16 protein-coding genes are annotated in these 16,075 nt (G+C 68.4%); 12 read left to right on the forward strand and 4 right to left on the reverse strand.

Annotation, left to right across the window (positions count from 1 at the left end; genetic code table 11):
* Positions 1 to 887 precede the first annotated feature (887 nt).
* Complete coding sequence (locus ABD944_RS33465; RefSeq protein ID WP_345183611.1) at positions 888 to 1,370, forward strand: GtrA family protein; 483 nt, start codon at positions 888 to 890, stop codon at positions 1,368 to 1,370.
* A gap of 421 nt (positions 1,371 to 1,791) precedes the next feature.
* Here the strand turns inward: ABD944_RS33465 and ABD944_RS33470 are convergent, their stop codons facing one another.
* The gene (locus tag ABD944_RS33470) at positions 1,792 to 2,454 is read right to left on the reverse strand and encodes an NUDIX domain-containing protein (protein WP_345183613.1); all 663 of its coding nucleotides are present in this window, start codon (positions 2,452 to 2,454) and stop codon (positions 1,792 to 1,794) included.
* Between the two features lie 388 nt (positions 2,455 to 2,842).
* Between ABD944_RS33470 and ABD944_RS33475 the strand changes: the two genes are divergently transcribed.
* From ABD944_RS33475 to ABD944_RS33485, 3 genes are all read left to right on the forward strand, one after another.
* Complete coding sequence (locus ABD944_RS33475; RefSeq protein ID WP_345183615.1) at positions 2,843 to 3,403, forward strand: hypothetical protein; 561 nt, start codon at positions 2,843 to 2,845, stop codon at positions 3,401 to 3,403.
* 14 nt (positions 3,404 to 3,417) lie between these two features.
* The gene (locus ABD944_RS33480) at positions 3,418 to 3,945 is read left to right on the forward strand and encodes a hypothetical protein (protein WP_345183617.1); all 528 of its coding nucleotides are present in this window, start codon (positions 3,418 to 3,420) and stop codon (positions 3,943 to 3,945) included.
* Between the two features lie 199 nt (positions 3,946 to 4,144).
* Positions 4,145 to 5,269, forward strand: coding sequence for a TRM11 family SAM-dependent methyltransferase (locus tag ABD944_RS33485; protein ID WP_345183619.1), 1,125 nt, complete (start codon positions 4,145 to 4,147; stop codon positions 5,267 to 5,269).
* A gap of 140 nt (positions 5,270 to 5,409) precedes the next feature.
* Here ABD944_RS33485 and ABD944_RS33490 read toward each other — a convergent pair whose 3' ends face one another.
* On the reverse strand, positions 5,410 to 6,372 hold the full coding sequence (locus ABD944_RS33490; protein WP_345183621.1) for a zinc-dependent alcohol dehydrogenase family protein: 963 nt from the start codon (positions 6,370 to 6,372) through the stop codon (positions 5,410 to 5,412).
* Positions 6,373 to 6,525: 153 nt separating this feature from the next.
* On the opposite strand from ABD944_RS33490, the gene ABD944_RS33495 reads away from it, so the two are divergent.
* The 3 genes from ABD944_RS33495 (at position 6,526) to ABD944_RS33505 (ending at position 8,589) form a co-directional block, all read left to right on the forward strand.
* The gene (locus ABD944_RS33495; protein ID WP_345183623.1) at positions 6,526 to 7,164 is read left to right on the forward strand and encodes a TetR/AcrR family transcriptional regulator; all 639 of its coding nucleotides are present in this window, start codon (positions 6,526 to 6,528) and stop codon (positions 7,162 to 7,164) included.
* Entirely contained in the window at positions 7,161 to 8,069 is a 909-nt protein-coding gene (locus ABD944_RS33500) for a hypothetical protein (protein ID WP_345183625.1), read from the forward strand. The genes ABD944_RS33495 and ABD944_RS33500 overlap by 4 nt, the downstream gene beginning before the upstream one ends.
* A 154-nt stretch (positions 8,070 to 8,223) precedes the next feature.
* The gene (locus tag ABD944_RS33505) at positions 8,224 to 8,589 is read left to right on the forward strand and encodes an Mth938-like domain-containing protein (protein WP_345183627.1); all 366 of its coding nucleotides are present in this window, start codon (positions 8,224 to 8,226) and stop codon (positions 8,587 to 8,589) included.
* 30 nt (positions 8,590 to 8,619) lie between these two features.
* Here ABD944_RS33505 and ABD944_RS33510 read toward each other — a convergent pair whose 3' ends face one another.
* Together ABD944_RS33510 and ABD944_RS33515 are read right to left on the reverse strand one after the other, a co-directional pair.
* Entirely contained in the window at positions 8,620 to 10,065 is a 1,446-nt protein-coding gene (locus ABD944_RS33510) for a serine/threonine-protein kinase (protein WP_345183629.1), read from the reverse strand.
* Positions 10,066 to 10,171: 106 nt separating this feature from the next.
* A complete protein-coding gene (locus ABD944_RS33515; protein ID WP_345183631.1) occupies positions 10,172 to 10,624 on the reverse strand; it encodes a hypothetical protein in 453 nt (150 codons plus the stop codon).
* Positions 10,625 to 10,924: 300 nt separating this feature from the next.
* Between ABD944_RS33515 and ABD944_RS33520 the strand changes: the two genes are divergently transcribed.
* The 5 genes from ABD944_RS33520 to ABD944_RS33540 all read left to right on the forward strand — a co-directional run bounded on the left by ABD944_RS33520 (position 10,925) and on the right by ABD944_RS33540 (position 15,936).
* Positions 10,925 to 11,482 carry a hypothetical protein gene (locus ABD944_RS33520; RefSeq protein ID WP_345183633.1) on the forward strand — a complete coding sequence of 186 codons (558 nt, stop codon included), beginning with the start codon at positions 10,925 to 10,927 and terminating at the stop codon, positions 11,480 to 11,482.
* Positions 11,483 to 11,742: 260 nt separating this feature from the next.
* Positions 11,743 to 12,252, forward strand: a complete 510-nt coding sequence (locus tag ABD944_RS33525) for a hypothetical protein (RefSeq protein WP_345183634.1) — start codon at positions 11,743 to 11,745, stop codon at positions 12,250 to 12,252.
* Positions 12,253 to 12,512: 260 nt separating this feature from the next.
* Positions 12,513 to 12,881, forward strand: a complete 369-nt coding sequence (locus tag ABD944_RS33530) for a hypothetical protein (RefSeq protein WP_345183636.1) — start codon at positions 12,513 to 12,515, stop codon at positions 12,879 to 12,881.
* A 576-nt stretch (positions 12,882 to 13,457) separates the two neighbouring features.
* Positions 13,458 to 13,814, forward strand: a complete 357-nt coding sequence (locus tag ABD944_RS33535) for a nucleotide pyrophosphohydrolase (RefSeq protein ID WP_345183638.1) — start codon at positions 13,458 to 13,460, stop codon at positions 13,812 to 13,814.
* 196 nt (positions 13,815 to 14,010) lie between these two features.
* A complete protein-coding gene (locus ABD944_RS33540; RefSeq protein ID WP_345183640.1) occupies positions 14,011 to 15,936 on the forward strand; it encodes a DNA/RNA helicase domain-containing protein in 1,926 nt (641 codons plus the stop codon).
* The last annotated feature ends 139 nt before the right edge of the window (positions 15,937 to 16,075 follow it).

A 16,075-nucleotide genomic window follows, 5' to 3' on the forward strand; every position in this document is an offset into this window, starting at 1 on the left:
TCACGTTTGAAGGTGCTCCAGGGCACTCTCCCCGGTTTCCTCCGCGTGATGCAGCTCTTTACCCGCAGGCGAATCAGGGGTCAGCTTTCATGGATCGCCCGTCTCACTCGCAAACGCGTCGTCCAGGCCGCTCATGGACGTTCATGGTCTACGTCTTTGTTCTTGCGCTCCTCGCTCAGATTCGTTGCACCTAATGACTCTGCAGCAAGCACTCAATATTTGAGGACGCTCCCCTCCCAAGCCTGTGACGGGTGAGCGTGCGCTATCGATGCCCAGGCTTTAAGCGTCCATCCGTCATAACGGACGTTCGTTGTCTGCTTGGAGGCAGGTTCGAAAATAGCCCGTGGCGTCGCTGGGGCGGATTGGGACTCTGAGTGCTTCTCAAGGTGGTTGATCTCGGCATCTCGGCCGTGCTCAAAGCCTTCGAACTGCGCAGCGGGTCGGATGGCCCGCGCCCCGGTCCCTCAGGTGAGGCGCGCGGGGGACCGACCGCCCTATCCCCGACTCAAGCAAAGGGTGCTCGGTGCGCTCTTCGCCGAGCGTCCGGCACTGGGCCCCCCGTTCGGACCTGGTGACGGAGATGAAGAACGTCGGTTCGACGGGCGACCTCGACGACGCCATCGCGTCCGTCGGCGGAGATCTCCTGTCTCTCAGACCGGCGTCGGCGGCAGATGCCCCGTCCGCCTGCGCCGCCTCACCGACGAGGCCGTGAGCAAGGATCGGCAACCGGCACGAGTGACGGCTGGCATGGTCTGTTGCTGAGCTTCTCTATTGTGTTGGGTCTGATGGCTTGCGCGGGTTCACCGAGCCTGGACGGTCGTCACTGGCGTGTAGCCGCCGCGCACCCCTTCGGCGGCCTGCCTCATCAGAGAATCGGAGAGCGGAACTTGTTCAAGGGATTGGCGCGGCACCTGTCGGCGTTCGCTGTGATCGGCGCACTGTGCACGGTCGCTTGGCTTCTGCTCTATCTCGTGTTCCGCACCGTGATGCCTTCGCTGGCCGCCAACGCCCTCTCGCTGGTGGTCACCACTGTCGCGAACACGGCGGCGAACCGCCGCTACACGTTCGGGGTCGTGGGGTCGGAGGGGGCGCTGCGGCACCAGATCGAGGGTGGCGTCGTCTTCCTGATCGGGCTTGGGCTCAGCAGCGCCGGGCTCGGCCTGGTGCATCTGCTCGCGCCGTCCGCCCCTCGCGCCGTGGAGGTCGGGGCGATGCTGGTCTCCTACGCGGTAGCCACCGTGGTGCGGTTCGTGCTTTTGAGCGGCTGGGTGTTCCACCCCCGTCGGCACGCTGCTCCGGCCGATGCCACAGCGGAGGCGGACGCTCCCGCGCTCCCAGTGGAGGCTCTGGAGGCCCCGCAGTCCTCTTAATGTGATCGCGCACCCGCAGCGGGATCGCTGAGGGACGGGCTGGGGCGACGCCGGTCCCCTGGCCGCTCGGCCCCGCGGCCTGAAGTTCGCGGGGCGACGCCCCTTCTCAAGCCCGTCAGGTGTCCGGCCCGCAAGGAACCGAGTTGCGCGCGCTGCTGACCGATGCGATGAGTGCGGCGCCTCCGCCCTGCGCAGTGCGCACGGTCGACACCAGGACCTCTACACCCATCCGGCCGGCGACGGACTGGGGATGCCTCGGGTCGGCTTCAGCGAGAGATTTCGAGGAGAACGTCAGGGCCCGGCGGTGCACGCCGGGCCCTGAATCGCGCATGGATCAGCCGACGACCTCAGAAGAATGAGGAAGCCAGCCCGGTGGTGCCAGGAAGGTCGGTCACCCGCCCCTCCTGCTCGATCGCGGTCTTCAGGCTGCCGCGAACCAGTCGGTGAGCATCCCGGCGTGGTTCTTGGAGGTCACCTCGCCCCCATGGACGACCTTCAGATCGGTGGTCAGTTCCTGGAGGGTGTTGGCACGTACCCAGGCCGCCTTCTTCGCGTCGGACCGGGGAGTGGTCCGCGGGAAGTCGGCCCGGTTCAGGGTCCCCAGGTCCACCGTGCACAGGACGGTGACGTTCCACGCCTCGTCGGAAGCGCGCTTGCTGTGCACGTAGCGCGGCGGTGTCGACCGCCACGCCAGGCCCCGCAGGTCCACGCCTGCTTCCTCTCCCAGTTCGCGGCACGCCGTGTCCACGGCGGTCTCCCCCGGGTTCTGGAAGCCGCCGGGCAGCCCCCAGCCGCGACCGCGGTTCCGGTCGACCAGGAGAACCCAGCGGTCGCCGAATTCGTCCAGAACCGACGCGAGCCCATCGCCGGTCAGGTTCTCGCCCCAGCGGCCCAGCTTGTTGCGGCCACGCTGGATGGACGTCTTCTCGCAGGGGTTGACCGGACGGCCGTTGATCACCTCGAAGGGGATCGCGGCCACGCGCTGCCGGATCGTCCAGTTGATCTCGGTCGGATCCTCTTCGCGATCCGCCCAGCCCTCCGCGACGCCCACGGTCAGCACTATTTCGTCTGTGTACTCACGCATATGATTTCACTCCTTGTTTGTCCCGTTCTTTCCGGTGGGGAGCGCAGCTCAGCCACCCCAGCGGTACAGTCCGGAGAATCCGATCAGTCGCAAGCCGCGCACATCGGGTCACCCGGCCTCCCGCCCCTGACGCTCTGCGAGAGCTGCTCAGCCGCCGCCGGCCCGGGGCGTTCTCAGAACCGGCTGGACGCGCGGGACGATGGGGAACGGTCTGAAGAGGTGCAGACAGGACGGTTCGTCGTGCAGCATTAGCGGCGCGGCACAGCCGGCACTCGCGGCGGCGGGCTCGAAGCGAGGTCCAGGCTGTTCGAACGGCAGATCGTGAAACCGGATGGGTGGGCGAGGAGTCTCACCACCATTCCTTGATCCCACTGGACGGAAGGTGCCCGTGACCGAGCAGCTCGACCAGGTCTTCGGCCGGTTGGTCAACCGCAGCTGGCAGCGTTTCTCCGAAGAGCTCCACACCCGCGAGATCGACGATCTGCTCGTCGGCGCCGTGATCACCGCGGCGGTCGCCCAGGGCAACGCGCTCATCGATCTGAACTCCGACGGCAACCACCACTACCTGCGGTTCCAGCACCGGCAGCACAAGCACCGGCTGATGTTCCAGCTCACGCACCGGGCCGGCACCGTCATGGCCGCCAAGACGCTCGGCCAGCACGCGGCCGTGACGATCGCCTACGGCGAGTACGTGCGGGACGCGCGGACGGTGTGGCAGGCGCTGAAGTCCGAGGTGAAGAGCGGTTTCCTGGACGTCGGGGAACCCGGCGTGTTCACCGTCGACGCGGATCTCGCCACCGGCTACGTCTACGTGCAGGTGCCCCTGCTGCTGGACCTGGAGCCGTACTTCGCCGACCACTACACGGTGAAGTACCCCGTCCTGCAGGAGCACATCGCCGCCGTCACCCAGGCCTGCGCGAAGTACCTGCACGGCCGCATCGCCGCCTGAACCGGAGGAACGACATGCTCTCGATGATCAACAAGTTCAAGAACAACGCCGAGGAGCGGGAGAGCAAGGACGAGGCCCTCATCGGCGAGATGGTGTTCACGATGGCGCACCTGGGATGCCCCGTCATCGGGATCAAGTCCGGCGGGGACCTGCAGTACGTGCGGTTCAAGCCCGTGGGCGACCCGGTCCTCTACAGCTTCACGATCGTGCTGGACCGCAAGACCGGGGACGGCGTGCTGCAACAGGCCGTCCTGGGCAGCAAGGCGACGCTGACGTTCGTCGCCGAGGTGAAGAACCACATCGCCGACCCCGACGATCTGGTGGCGATGTTCCGCACCGACATGGCGAACATGCTGCGCAGCCCGTGGTTCGACGACGTCAAGCTGGACCACCAGCTCAACTCGATCACCGCCACCAAGAAGCAGCTCATCGACATCGACGACTACGCCGACGCCGACGGCACCGACCGTGACCGGCTCAGGCAGCTCCTCCAGGGCACCATGCAGGAGCTGCGCGAGAAGGTGGCCCCCTACAAGAAGTGATCCGCCCCGAGAGGTCGTAACAGAATCAGCGGACGAGGCGTCGGGAGGCGGATGTGGAGAAGGGCCTAGACTGCCGCTCATGACGTTCTTCTTCCACCTGCGTTAGCACGCCGTCGGCGAAGCGAGGATCACCCGTCGTCGGCGAGGCGGGGCGGCGGAGCGCTGCCCCGGGTGCTGACGTGGGAGAAGAACGATCATCATGCGCATTCCGCGCGCCCGCCTGGTCGCCCGCTGCGTGCGTGGCCTGGAGCCCGAAGTCGCCGCCGAGATCCTGGAGTCGGGGCTAGGTTCCGTCACCCGCCTCGGTCATCGCGAGGTCCACTTCCGTCTGCGCTCGTCGAGGCCGGAGCCGATCCCGGCGCTGCGCACGGCCGACGACCTGTTCCTGTCGGCCGCGCGCGGACCCGACATCGGGACGACCAAGCATGACCTGCACGCCCTCGCCGAACTCGCCGCCCTGGCCGACACCGATCTACTGGTGCGCCTGCGCCGCGCGCTGACGCGGGCGCCGGCCGAGGTGCCGGGCATCGATGTCTCCGCCTCCTTCCTCGGGCGGCGCACCTTCAGCCGGTACGACGCCGAGGACGCCGTGGGCATGGCTCTGGCCGGGCGGCTCGGCGTCCCCTACCACTCGCGGCGAACGGGCGCCGCGCCTCCGCCGGGGTCCTGGGGGTGGCGGCTGACCCTGGACGGCGCGCACGCCGCGCTCATGATGCGGGTCGGCGACCGGCCGCTGCACCGCCGCGCCTACAAGCAGCGGATGATCAAGGGAACCCTGCACCCGCCGCTGGCCGCGGCCATGGCCCTGCTGGCAGGCATCCGCCCGGACCACACCGTCCTGGACCCGTGCTGCGGCGCGGGAACCCTGCTGATCGAGGCCGCGCTCGCCCGGCCCGGCGCCCGCCTGTACGGCTTCGACCTTTCTCCCGACGCCGTCGCGGCGGCGCGGGCGAACGCCTCCGCCGTGCCCGTCCGCGTGGACCGCGGCGACGCCGGCCGCCTTCCCCTCCCCGACGCCAGCGTCGACCGCGTCCTGTGCAACCCGCCCTGGGGCGCCCAAGTCCACCCCGGCGGGCTGCTCGCCGACTCACCGTCCCGCTGGTGGACAGAGCTTCGCCGCGTACTGGTTCCGGACGGCAAGGCCGTGCTCCTCCTGCCCACCTCCGAAACACTGACCGATGCCATCCGGCACGGCCTCGTCCCGGTCCACGTCCAAGGCGTCCGTGTCTCCGGCGCTCAGTCCTTCATCGTCGGCCTGCACCCGGCAGCGTCCTTGAAGGCCCGGAGACGCACAACGAGCCGGACGGAACGGAACCCTCGTTGAGACAACGAACGCACCCGCCCACACCAAACCCGGACATCACGCCGTGTCGCATCGCATGCACATTTTGTGATGACCTCTAAGCGGGGATCCGGTGATCGGTGAGCGCGGAGTGGCTGGACCGCGTTCCCGTTCTGCCCGGCTCAGGGGGTCAGGACGATTCTGCCGAACACCTCGCCCGCGTCCATCTTCCGGTGGGCTGACGCCGCCTGGTCCAGTGGCAGCACCTCGTGGACGGCCGTGCGCAGGTCCCCGTTCGCGGCCTCGGCGAACTGGGACGTCCGCACGGCCTGCCTCTCTGGGCCGGGGACGGTGTCGGAGCTGAAGGTGGCGAATGACAGGGACCTGCGGAAGGCGTCCATCAGTCGCATGCCGAAATCTGCCGGCGGGTGTCCGCCGACCACTCCGACGGCTATGAACCGCCCGTTGGGGTGCAACATGTCCAGGAAATGAGGAAGGCGGGGTCCGCCCACGACGTCGAGCACCACGTCGAAGCCCGACGGCCCGCCAGGGCCGCCATCTCCGGATCGGTCGAGGACGTGGGTCGCGCCCAGGTCCCGCAGGCGGGCGCCGCGCTCGGCCGACGAGGTGGTGACCGCCACCGCGCCGGCCCCGATCCTGGCCGCGAGCTGGACCGCCGTGATGCCGATGCTGCCCGCCGCGCCGCGCACGAGCACCGCCTCGCCGGGCGCGAGGCGGGCCCGGTCCAGGGCGAAATGGGCGACCACGCCGGAGCCGCCGAGCGTCACCGCGTCGGCGCCGGTCAGGCCGTCGGGGAGCGGCAGGACGTCCTCGACAGCGGCGACGGCCTGCTCGGCGTACCCGCCGGCCAGGCCGGTGAACGCCCACACGCGCCGCCCCGTCCACGAGGCGTCCACGCCCTCTCCGAGGGCGGTCACGCGTCCCGCGACCTCGCTGCCGAGGAGATGGCCCTCGCGGAAGCCGTGGGCGGCGAGCGTCCCCCGGCGGATCACGGCGTCCACGCCGCCCACCCCGATGGCCTCCACGGCGATCCGCACCTGCCCCGGGGCGGGGACGGGCACGGGCAGGTCGACGACCTCCAGCCCCTCGGGGGCGCCGAACTTCCTGATCATGATGGCTTTCATCCTGGTTCCTCCGGGCGATGCATGGGACGGGGTCACGGCCGCGGCGGCCGTGGACGGCGAATCTGCCCGAGGCCGGGCGGGCTCTGGGTGGGGCGGGCCACCGGCTTCGGAACGTAATGGGCGCACTCGTCCGACTGGTTAAAGTGAGAGGCGATGACCGGCCGTTTGCCTCACACCGCGCGTTCCGACGCCCGCGACAACCGGGCCCGCATCCTGGCCGCCGCCCGCGCGGTGTTCGGCGAGGAGGGCCTCGGTGCGCCGATGCGGGAGGTCGCCCGGCACGCGGACGTCGGCCCGGCCACGCTGTACCGGCACTTCCCGACCAAGCGGGCTCTGATCGTGGAGGCCTTCGACGAGCAGCGGCGGGCCTGCCAGGCCATCGTCCGCGACGCCCTCGCGGACCCGGACCCGTGGCACGGGTTCCGGAGCCTGGTCGAGCGGATCTGCGAACTCCACGCCCGCAGCCGGGGGTTCGCCGACGCCTTCATGGCGGCCTTCCCCGAGGCCATGGACTTCGCCGCCGACCGGGAGCGGACTCTGCGGGCGGTCGCCGAGTCGGCCCGCCGCGCCCAGGAGACCGGCCGCCTGCGCCCCGGGTTCGTCGTCGACGACCTGGTCCTCATGCTCATGGCCCACCGGGGCTTGCCGGACGCACCGCACGACGCCCGGCTCCAGGCGTCCCGCCGTTTCGCCGCCTACGTCATCGAGGCCTTCCACGCCGTCCCGGAGACGGAGGCGCCCGCGCCCCTGCCGGAGATGCGGCACCGGAAGCAGACCGGGCGGTCATCGTGAGCACCACGGCAAGAAGCCCGCTGGACGGCCTGGAGGCGGTCGACTGGGCCGGCCTCCACCACGCGTACGGCCCGGCTGACGACGTCCCCGGCCAGCTCGCAGCGCTTCTGTCGGCAGACGCCGAGGAACGTCACCAGGCTCATGCCCGGCTGAGGGGGAACGTCTATCACCAAGGAACCCGCTGGCAGGTGAGTTGCCATGTCGTTCCGTTCCTGACCGAGCTGGCGGACGATCCGGCAACGCCTGATCGGGCGGCGGTGGTGGATCTGCTCCGCGCCGTCGCGCTCGGAGACCGCGACGACACCTGCCTCCCGTTCGAGCCCGACCGTGTGTTCGCGCAGGCCGACAACGTGACCAGCACCGACGTGGCAACGGTCGTGGGCTGGCTCTATGACGAGGACGTCGAGCCCGGCGAGTGCGATGCGGTCGCGGTGTCCTGGGACCGCGACGCCTACCTCGCGGCCGCCGCGATCAGCGACCGGTTCGTCGCCTGGACCCGGGATCCCGACCCGATGATCGCCGCGATGGCGGCTGAGCTGCTGGCCTGGTTTCCCGCCACCCGGCCCGCGGTCGCGCACCTGATGGAGATCCCCGAGACCGAGGAGCACCGGGTGGCGCGCGCGAGCGCCAACCTCAGCCTCGGCTATCTCGGCCCGGACGAACCGGCGATCGACGACCGTTTGACGACCTTGCTCGCCGCCGGGACCTTCGGCGTCCGGCTCACCGCGGCCGTCGCTCTCGCGATCCGGCTCGGCGATCGGATGCCCGATGCCGGATTGCAGGTGCTCGCCGAGGCGCATGATCGTGCCGATGAGATCGGCGCGACCGCGTTCCCGCTTCCCTGGGATCGGTCACTTCTCGGATTCGCCGCCCTGGCGCTCTACCGGATCGGGCTGTCCCCCTAGGTCCAGTTCACGGCGGAATCCGAGCGCCATCGGCGCTGCCTGACCCACGTCCGCGCGAAACGGCAACGATCTGACCGCGCGAAGGGCGCCCGAGCGCGGGTCCGGCCATACTGCTCTGAAGATCGGACATGCCGTGGGACGGAGAGAATCCGCGATGACGACATCACCTCAGATCACACATGTCTCATGGGGCCGCATGGAAGTCGAGGGCCTCGAACCGGGCAAGGATTTCAAGCTTTACCCCGGCGGCGGCCGCGCCTGGGACTGGTCGGAGACCGGGACGGGTCACCAACCCGGGATCCAGCCCGCAGACGTCCAGGAACTCCTTGACCACGGGTGCACGGTCATCGTGCTCAGCCGCGGCATGGAACTACGTCTGCAGACCATGCCGGAAACCCTCAGGCTGCTGGAGGAAGCGGGGGTCGAAGTGCACGTGGAGGAGACCACGGCCGCCGTGAGGCTCTACAAAGAGCTAGCCCGGTCCACGGCCGTCGGAGGTCTGTTCCACTCGACGTGCTGATCCGGCGGTATGCCCGCGGATCCGATGGGTTCAGAGCTTCTCTCTGAGGGCCCTTTCGATGATTTCGGCGATCTCGAGGACCTTGGCTCGCCGTTTCTCGTCCGTGCGCAGCGAAGGGGCCTCGCTGAGGTAGACGCCTATCTCGGCGTTCCGCAGGGTGAAGATGACCATTTCGGCGTGCCAGCCGCTCTGCCCGTCACCAAGGCGACTTTTCCGGACCGCCTCGTCTCCGAGGCCGGGAACCTTGGTCCACGTCAGCAGGTCGGCCACCGTGGCTCTCCGAGGGAGCGAGGCACGGATCGCGAGCGTGCCGTCGACGGTCTTGGAACTGCCGTCGTCGGTGACGACGTCGCTCCACGTGCAGGCGTCGGCGTCTTCATGATTCTGGTAAGGGCCCCAGTCCAGGATCTCGCTCTCGTCGGGGTTGGACAGGGTCTCCCTGAGGGCCGGGCCCTCGCTGACGATGGCACAGGCATCCGGGATCGACTCGAACTCGTCCTTCGAACCCGAGTCGGACGACCCTTGGAAGGGGAGCTTCACCCCGCCCGCCATCGTGACGATGACGAGGGGAATGAGAAGGACGAGAAGGCCCGCGATGGCCAGGGCGCCCTTTCCCGGTTTCCCATGTCCGCCATTCCTCACCAGCGGCCTTGTCGGAGTTCGCCCGTCCCGGACGGCCTTCAATCCCTGCGCGGCCTGCACCGAGGTCCAGCGTTTGCCGGGGTCTCTTTCCAGGAGGCCCCTCAAGACCGGCTTCAGCGCGCCGGACCGGACGAACGCGGGGTCGTCCCCCATGAGGAGCTGGCCGATGAGAGCCTCCAGCTCATCGGCCCGGAACGGCGGATGGCCCTCCACCGCCATGTAGAGGGTCGCCCCCAATGACCACAGATCCGATGCCGGGCCCGGCGTGCCGGTCCGGAATCGTTCCGGGGCCATGAAGACGGGCGTTCCGACGAAACCGCCCGTCCTGGTGTACGCGGTGGCGTTGGAAACGGCCGCGATCCCGAAGTCGGTGAGGACGACACGGCCGTCATCGGCGATCAGGACGTTGGCGGGCTTGACGTCGCGGTGCAGGATGCCCGCCGCATGGGCGCGGTCCAGCGCCTCCAGCACGGCGAGCCCGATCTGGGCGGCCCTGGCGACGGGGACCGGACCGTCGTCGCGGACGATCTCCTCCAGGGAGCGGCCCTGGACGTACTGCATGACGATCCACGGGCCCGCCGCGTCGTCGACGACGTCGAACACATTGATGATCGCGGGGTGCTCCAGCCTCGCGGCGGCGCGGGCCTCCCGCAGGAACCGGCCCTTGAGGGCGTCCCGGTCCTCCTCGGCCAGGCCGTCCGGGACCTGGAGCCGCTTCATCGCCACGTGGCGTTCCAGCGATTGGTCGAACGCCTTCCAGACGATCCCCATCCCGCCCCGGCCGATCTCGTCGCCGAGCCGGTACCGGCCGCTGATCACGTCCCCTCGCACCACAGCGCCGACCCTATCTCGTACAGACGCGGCCGTACGTTTGAACGCTCGCCGGCATGCCGGGCGGGACGGAACGGGGGCCTGGCGTCGCCAGGCCCCCGCGGGTCGTTCAGAAGTCGGCGAACGCTTCGCCGACGACGATGCCGGCGGCGAAGCCGCCGATGACGGTGAAGGCGGCGAGGAGACCGAAGCCTCCGGCCGCGACGAGGACCGCGACGCCGCCGACGACGGCGAAGACGAGACCGCCTGCGACGATGCGCCCGCAGTTGTCCCTGGGCCTCGCCGCGCCGTAGGCGGCGCGGTAGGCGTCGCGGACGATCGCGCCGACGAAACCGGCGAAGCCGCCGAGGGCGCCGGCGATGAAGCGGTCGGAGGCGCCGGGGCCGACCATGTCGGCTATGTAGCCGGAGCAGGCGGACCCCGCCGGAGCGCCGCCGAAGCCGTGAAAGATCTCGGCGAGGTAGGAGGTGTGGAACAGGTGCTCGACGAGCCCTCCGCCGAACACGCCGGCGAAGGCGCCGATCACGATCGCGAGCAGCCCGTTCAGGACGAATCTCTTCATGGTTGTTCCCGGTTTGCGTTGGGGCGCTCGTGCTTCACGAGCGCCGGTCGGTTGTAGGAGACCCCGTGCTTCACCACGGGTGCTGGGCTCTACCGTGCCGGACCCGGCCCGCTCGGCAAGGCGGCCGCGGCCGGAGTCCGGCCGGATCGGGCCGAGGGCGTGCGCCTTGACCAGGCGGTTCTCCCCCAGATCCGGCCAGCGGTGGTCAACGCGGCCCGAGGCCGGACGGTCCTTCGCGAAAGGGTCAGTGGCATACGCGTGTCCGGCGTCGCGTCGGACCTGTCAACTGACACACAAACCATGAACGTATTTCTCGGTATCCGGCTCGGTTCCGCACTCAAGGTCCTCAGGGCCACCGCTGTAGCGGCGGCGCTCGTCGTAGCCGGAGTGGCCGCCGGATGCTCCTCCCAGTCCTCCTCGGGGACTCCGGACAACGAGCGGCCGCCGTCCTCGGCGACCGCCCCCGCCGGGCCCGCGACCACCGTCGCGGACCCGAGCACGACCGCGACCGCGACGCCGTCCGCGTCGCCGTCCACCAGCCAGCCGGAGGCCACGGCCTCCGACACCTCGGTCCGCCCGGGCAAGGTCGTCGCCGCGTTCGAGGACGGGCCCGAGGGTCCGTTCCTCGTCCTCGCGCCGATCGACGAGGACCAGGGCGACCTGGAGTACGCGTCGGCGCACAAGGACTCCCTCCGGAACCTGGACGTGACGGCGCTGCCGATCTCGGAGGCCTGGAAGGTGAACGTCTCGGCCGACGTGCTCCCGGCGTGCCGGCCCAACCTGACGCGCATGGTGTTCAAGGACTACCCGTCCTGCACGGGTTCCGCGGACGCCACGCCCAGCACGACCAACCGGTGACGAGCCGGCCGGTCTGAGGTCGATCCCCGGGGCACGCCGCCCCGGGGATCACTTCTTTCGCGCGGTGGACGGCGCCGGCGGCGATGGTGTGGACGACGAGCCCTCCGCCGCACACTCCGGCGAACCCGGACCAGGCGGTTCCTCCCTGCGTCCGGTCAGTGGTGGTCAACGCGGCCGGAGGCCGGACGGTCCTTCGCGAAAGGGTCAGTGGCATACGCGTGTCCGGCGTCGCGTCGGACCTGTCAACTGACAAACAAACTATGAAGGTACGCAAGCTCCTCAGGGGCGCCGGAGTAGCGGCGGCGTTCCTCGCGGTCCTCGTGGCCGCCAGGTGCTCCTCCCAGTCCTCCTCGGAGACCCCGAACAACGAGTGGCCGCCGTCGGCGACCGCTCCCATCGAGCCCACGACCCCCGTCGCGAGCACGACCGCGACCGCGGAGCCGTCCACCAGCCAGCCGGAGGCCACCACCTCCGACGTCTCGCTCCGCCCCGGCAAGGTCGTCGGCGCGTTCGCGGACGGGCCCCAGGGCCCGTTCCTCGTCCTCGCGTTGCCGGACGAGGACCAGGGCGACCTGGAGATCGCGTCGAAGGACAGCGACGCCCTCCGGAAGCTCGACGTCACGGGGCAGTCGATCTCGATGCTCTGGAAGGTGAACGTCCCGGCCGACGTGCTCCCGGCGTGCCGGCCCAACCTGACGCGCATGGTGTTCAAGGAGTACCCGTCCTGCACGGGTTCCGCGGACGCCACGCCCAGCACGACCAACCGGTGACGAGCCGGCCGGTCTGAGGTCGATCCCCGGGGCACGCCGCCCCGGGGATCACTGTTTTCCGGCCTTCTCCGCGCACCCGAACCGGCCCGCGCACCCATACTTCCGCGCTCTGCGCGCTCCACCGGCCCCTCCGAAACGCCTTCCGGAATTGACGTCGAAGTGCGGGGCCGGACGGTCAACAGCGCGACGGCTGTCGGAGCCGCCGCCCCGTGGCACGCCGCTTGGCGCGCCACGTGACAACGCAGAGGAAGGGAGCAGAAGTGGACCAGGAAACCGAAAGGGTGGAGATCATCCCCCTCCCGGCCATGACAGGTCCCCGCGAACTGGCGGAAATCGGCTTCAACGCGGTGGAGAACCAGAACCGCCCCGTGCTGCTCGAACTCGATCGAGGAGTGACTTTCCTCGTTCGTCCGGGCATGAGCTTGGAGCTGGTGACCGCGGAGCTCGAATGGCTGTGGCCGCGCGAGCGGACGCCAGAGGAGCTCGTGGAGCTCGCCCACCGGCTGGCTCTGCTTCGGGACGCCCCGGTGCCCGTGCACGGGATCACCGTCGAGCCGGGCCAGACCTTGGAACAGGTCTTCACCGCCTTGCTGGAGCAACAGCAGAAGCGGGATCACCCCAGAATCTGATGGATGCGTCACCGCCCGAGACGGGCCGTGACCAGGAGTGAACGACCTCCGGTCCGGCGGCCCCCACGGCCACCGGACCGGAGGAACCCCCGCCGAACACCACAAGAACCGCGTTCACCCCCCAAAAGCCCGGAACCGCGACAGACCAACGGACGCGGGAACGTCGCGATCCCCGGTTGACGAAGATCGAGTCACCTCAGGATGGTCTCTTTCGAAATCGTCCGATCACACTGTGCATCCGACTGTGCATCCGGCCGTGAACCGCACCCACGGAAGCCGAGAGTTCCATGTTCAAGTCCCCTCACTGCAGCGGCCCCGACGGCCTCGACCGCCCGGGGCCCAAGGTTCCGACGGCGGCGTCCCGTACGACCGAGGCCCTCGGCGGAGGCGACGGGGAAGAAAGGTCGTCCAGCCGAGATGGTCGCGCGACAGAGTGATGCGCAAGCTCCGCATCGACCGTGTGCGGTCAGGTCACCGCCGAGAGCGGGCTGCCTGGATGACCTCCACGTTTGGAGCGCAGCTCACGGTCCACCAGAGCTCCGGGGCCGCACGGGGCGAAAGTCATACGCTGGCCCGATGACTGAGATCGACACGCTTGCCGAGCACCTGAAGACGTTCGCCACCGAGCGGGATTGGGGGCAGTTTCACACCCCCAAGAACCTGGCCATGGCACTGGCCGGCGAGACCGGTGAGCTGTTGGCCGAGTTCCAGTGGCTCACTCCAGCCGAATCAGCGGCGATCATGGAGGATGGAGAAGCAGGATCACGGGTTCGCGCCGAACTGGCGGACGTTTTCCTTTATGTCGTCCGTCTGGCAGATGTCCTTGGCATCGACCTCATTCGATCCGCCCACGAGAAGCTGGAGGCCAACGCCCGTCGATACGACGCCGACTCATACCGAGGCACCGCGCGCAAAGCGCCTCCGCTGAGTTGACCAGGCGACCCCCGGGCCAGGAGCACGTTCTTCTCCCTGAGCAGCCCCGCTCACGCCACGGCGGCCTGTCGGTTGCGCTAAGAGCGAAATTTCAGGGACTTTGCCGGTAGATCACTAATATCCCCCCATCCGGACATGCGCGACATCTCCCAGATGTCAGCACCTCTGAACCGTCCGAGCATCTGGGGGAATGCTGATGGCATCGCAACCGGCCTACAGGGCGTCGGCCGAGAACCTGCACGGCGCACTGACGAGCCCGGGCTCCGCTGCGGAGAAGGCGTTCCTCGACAAGATCGCTACGGCACTGAAAACCCAAACGAATCGGACAGCCGGCTCGGCCCAGCGCCGGGCATGGCGAAACAGTCTGACAGCGCTCACGAACGATCTCATGGACGTCGGCCTTGGACAGGTCGAGATGATCGTCGAATATCCGATGCCACATCAGCCCAAGAGTCAGGCGGATGTCGTACTCGCCGGCGTCGATCCCTATACCGGAGGTGACGTCTTCGTCGTCGTAGAGCTCAAGCAGTGGCAGAATATTGAATTCTACGAGAATGACGAAGCCCAGGTAATATGGGATCCGCGTTACGGACCGAAAGAGCATCCCGCTCTCCAGGTGGAGGGGTATCGCAATCAGATCAGGGCTTTCTGCGAGGCCGTTACGCAGCACCCTGACGCCGTCAGCGGTCTGGTCTACCTGCACAACATGTCAAAGCAGGAGGCCAGTAAACTGATCGGCTTGGCAGGTGAGAAGAATATAGAGCTCTTCACCTTCTCAGACCGGGGGGAACTCCAGCGTTTCCTGAAGGGCCGGTTCGGGCCGAATCCGGGAGTCCATGCGGCCGACCGACTCATCAGCAGCCAGATCAATCCTCGTCGCGAACTCGCCGAAGGCGGCCGACTGGCTTTGAAAGGCCGCGACGGTTTCATCTTGCTCGATCGGCAGATCGAGGCCTACAGGGCCGTCTTCCATGCGGTCGACCAGGCTTTCAAGGCGAACTCGAAACGTGTGGTCATCATCTCCGGAGGGCCCGGGAGCGGCAAAAGCGCCATCGCACTGGAACTGCTGGCGAAGTTGCTCGGGACTGGCCGAAGAGTACGACACGCCACCGGCTCGAGCGCCTTCACCCATACCCTTCGCGCGCAGGTGGCCAAGGGGCGTGAGCAGGCGAAGCTCTTCACCTTCTCGATGGACTACGCACAAGCGCCACCGAACGAACTCGACGTCTTGATCGTGGACGAGGCACATCGCGCTCGGAACAAGACGCGGTTCCGCTGGGATCCGACCAAGAACAGTGACAGGCCACAGATCGAGACGATGATCGAGGCGGCGCGGGTCCCCGTCTTCTTCCTCGACGAGAATCAGGCCGTCGCGCACGGAGAACTCGGGTCCATCAGTGCGATCAAGTCGCATGCGCAGAACCTGGCCATTCCATTCCAGCATGTCAGTCTCACCGGGCAGTGGCGATGCGGCGGCAGCCCAGAGTATGATCTTTGGGTCCGTCGACTCCTCGGTCTTGGGGATGAGGAGGGCGCGTGGGATCAGGACGCGCGCCCCGTTCCGTGGTCGGACGATTCCGGTTTCACCGTCCGCCTCGCCCGCTCCCCCGCCGAGATGGAGGATTATCTCCGGGCGCGATTGGAAGAGGGCTGGACCGCTCGGATGACCGCAGGTTTCTGCTGGGAGTGGCACGGGCCCCGGCCCGACAGGTCACTTGTCCCGGATGTGCGGATCGGCGACTGGGAACGGCCGTGGAACGTTAAGTCGACGTCCCGCGTCGGTGACGCGCCGCCAAAGCAGCTGTGGGCGACGGCCGATGGCGGCTTTGGGCAGATTGGCTGTATCTACACTGCTCAAGGCCTTGAGTTCGATTGGACGGGCGTGCTCATAGGTCCGGATTTGGTGGCCCGGAACGGGCGGCTCACGCCCGAGCGCTCCGGAAATCTTGACCCAGACCTGGGTCTCAAATCACCGAGAATCCTCTCAGACGAAGAGTTCAGCCGGTTCGTGCGCAATATCTACAAAGTGCTCTTGACTCGCGGCCTCCACGGCATCGTCCTGTACGCCACGGACCCCGCGACTCAGGAACTGTTGGGAACACTGGTGCCGCCGCTGGAATGATCCGTTGGATCGATCTCGACGACCGTCTACGGTCGCAAGCCGCGATCTGGGTGGTGCCCCCTCTCCCTGCCCCTTCAGCGAACGGCGGTCTCGGGGCGGGATTTGTTGGCTGAGATGAAGCCTGGGCGGCCCTTCCAAC

This window comes from Actinomadura verrucosospora (assembly GCF_039540335.1).
GTDB classification, from domain to species: domain Bacteria; phylum Actinomycetota; class Actinomycetes; order Streptosporangiales; family Streptosporangiaceae; genus Spirillospora; species Spirillospora verrucosospora.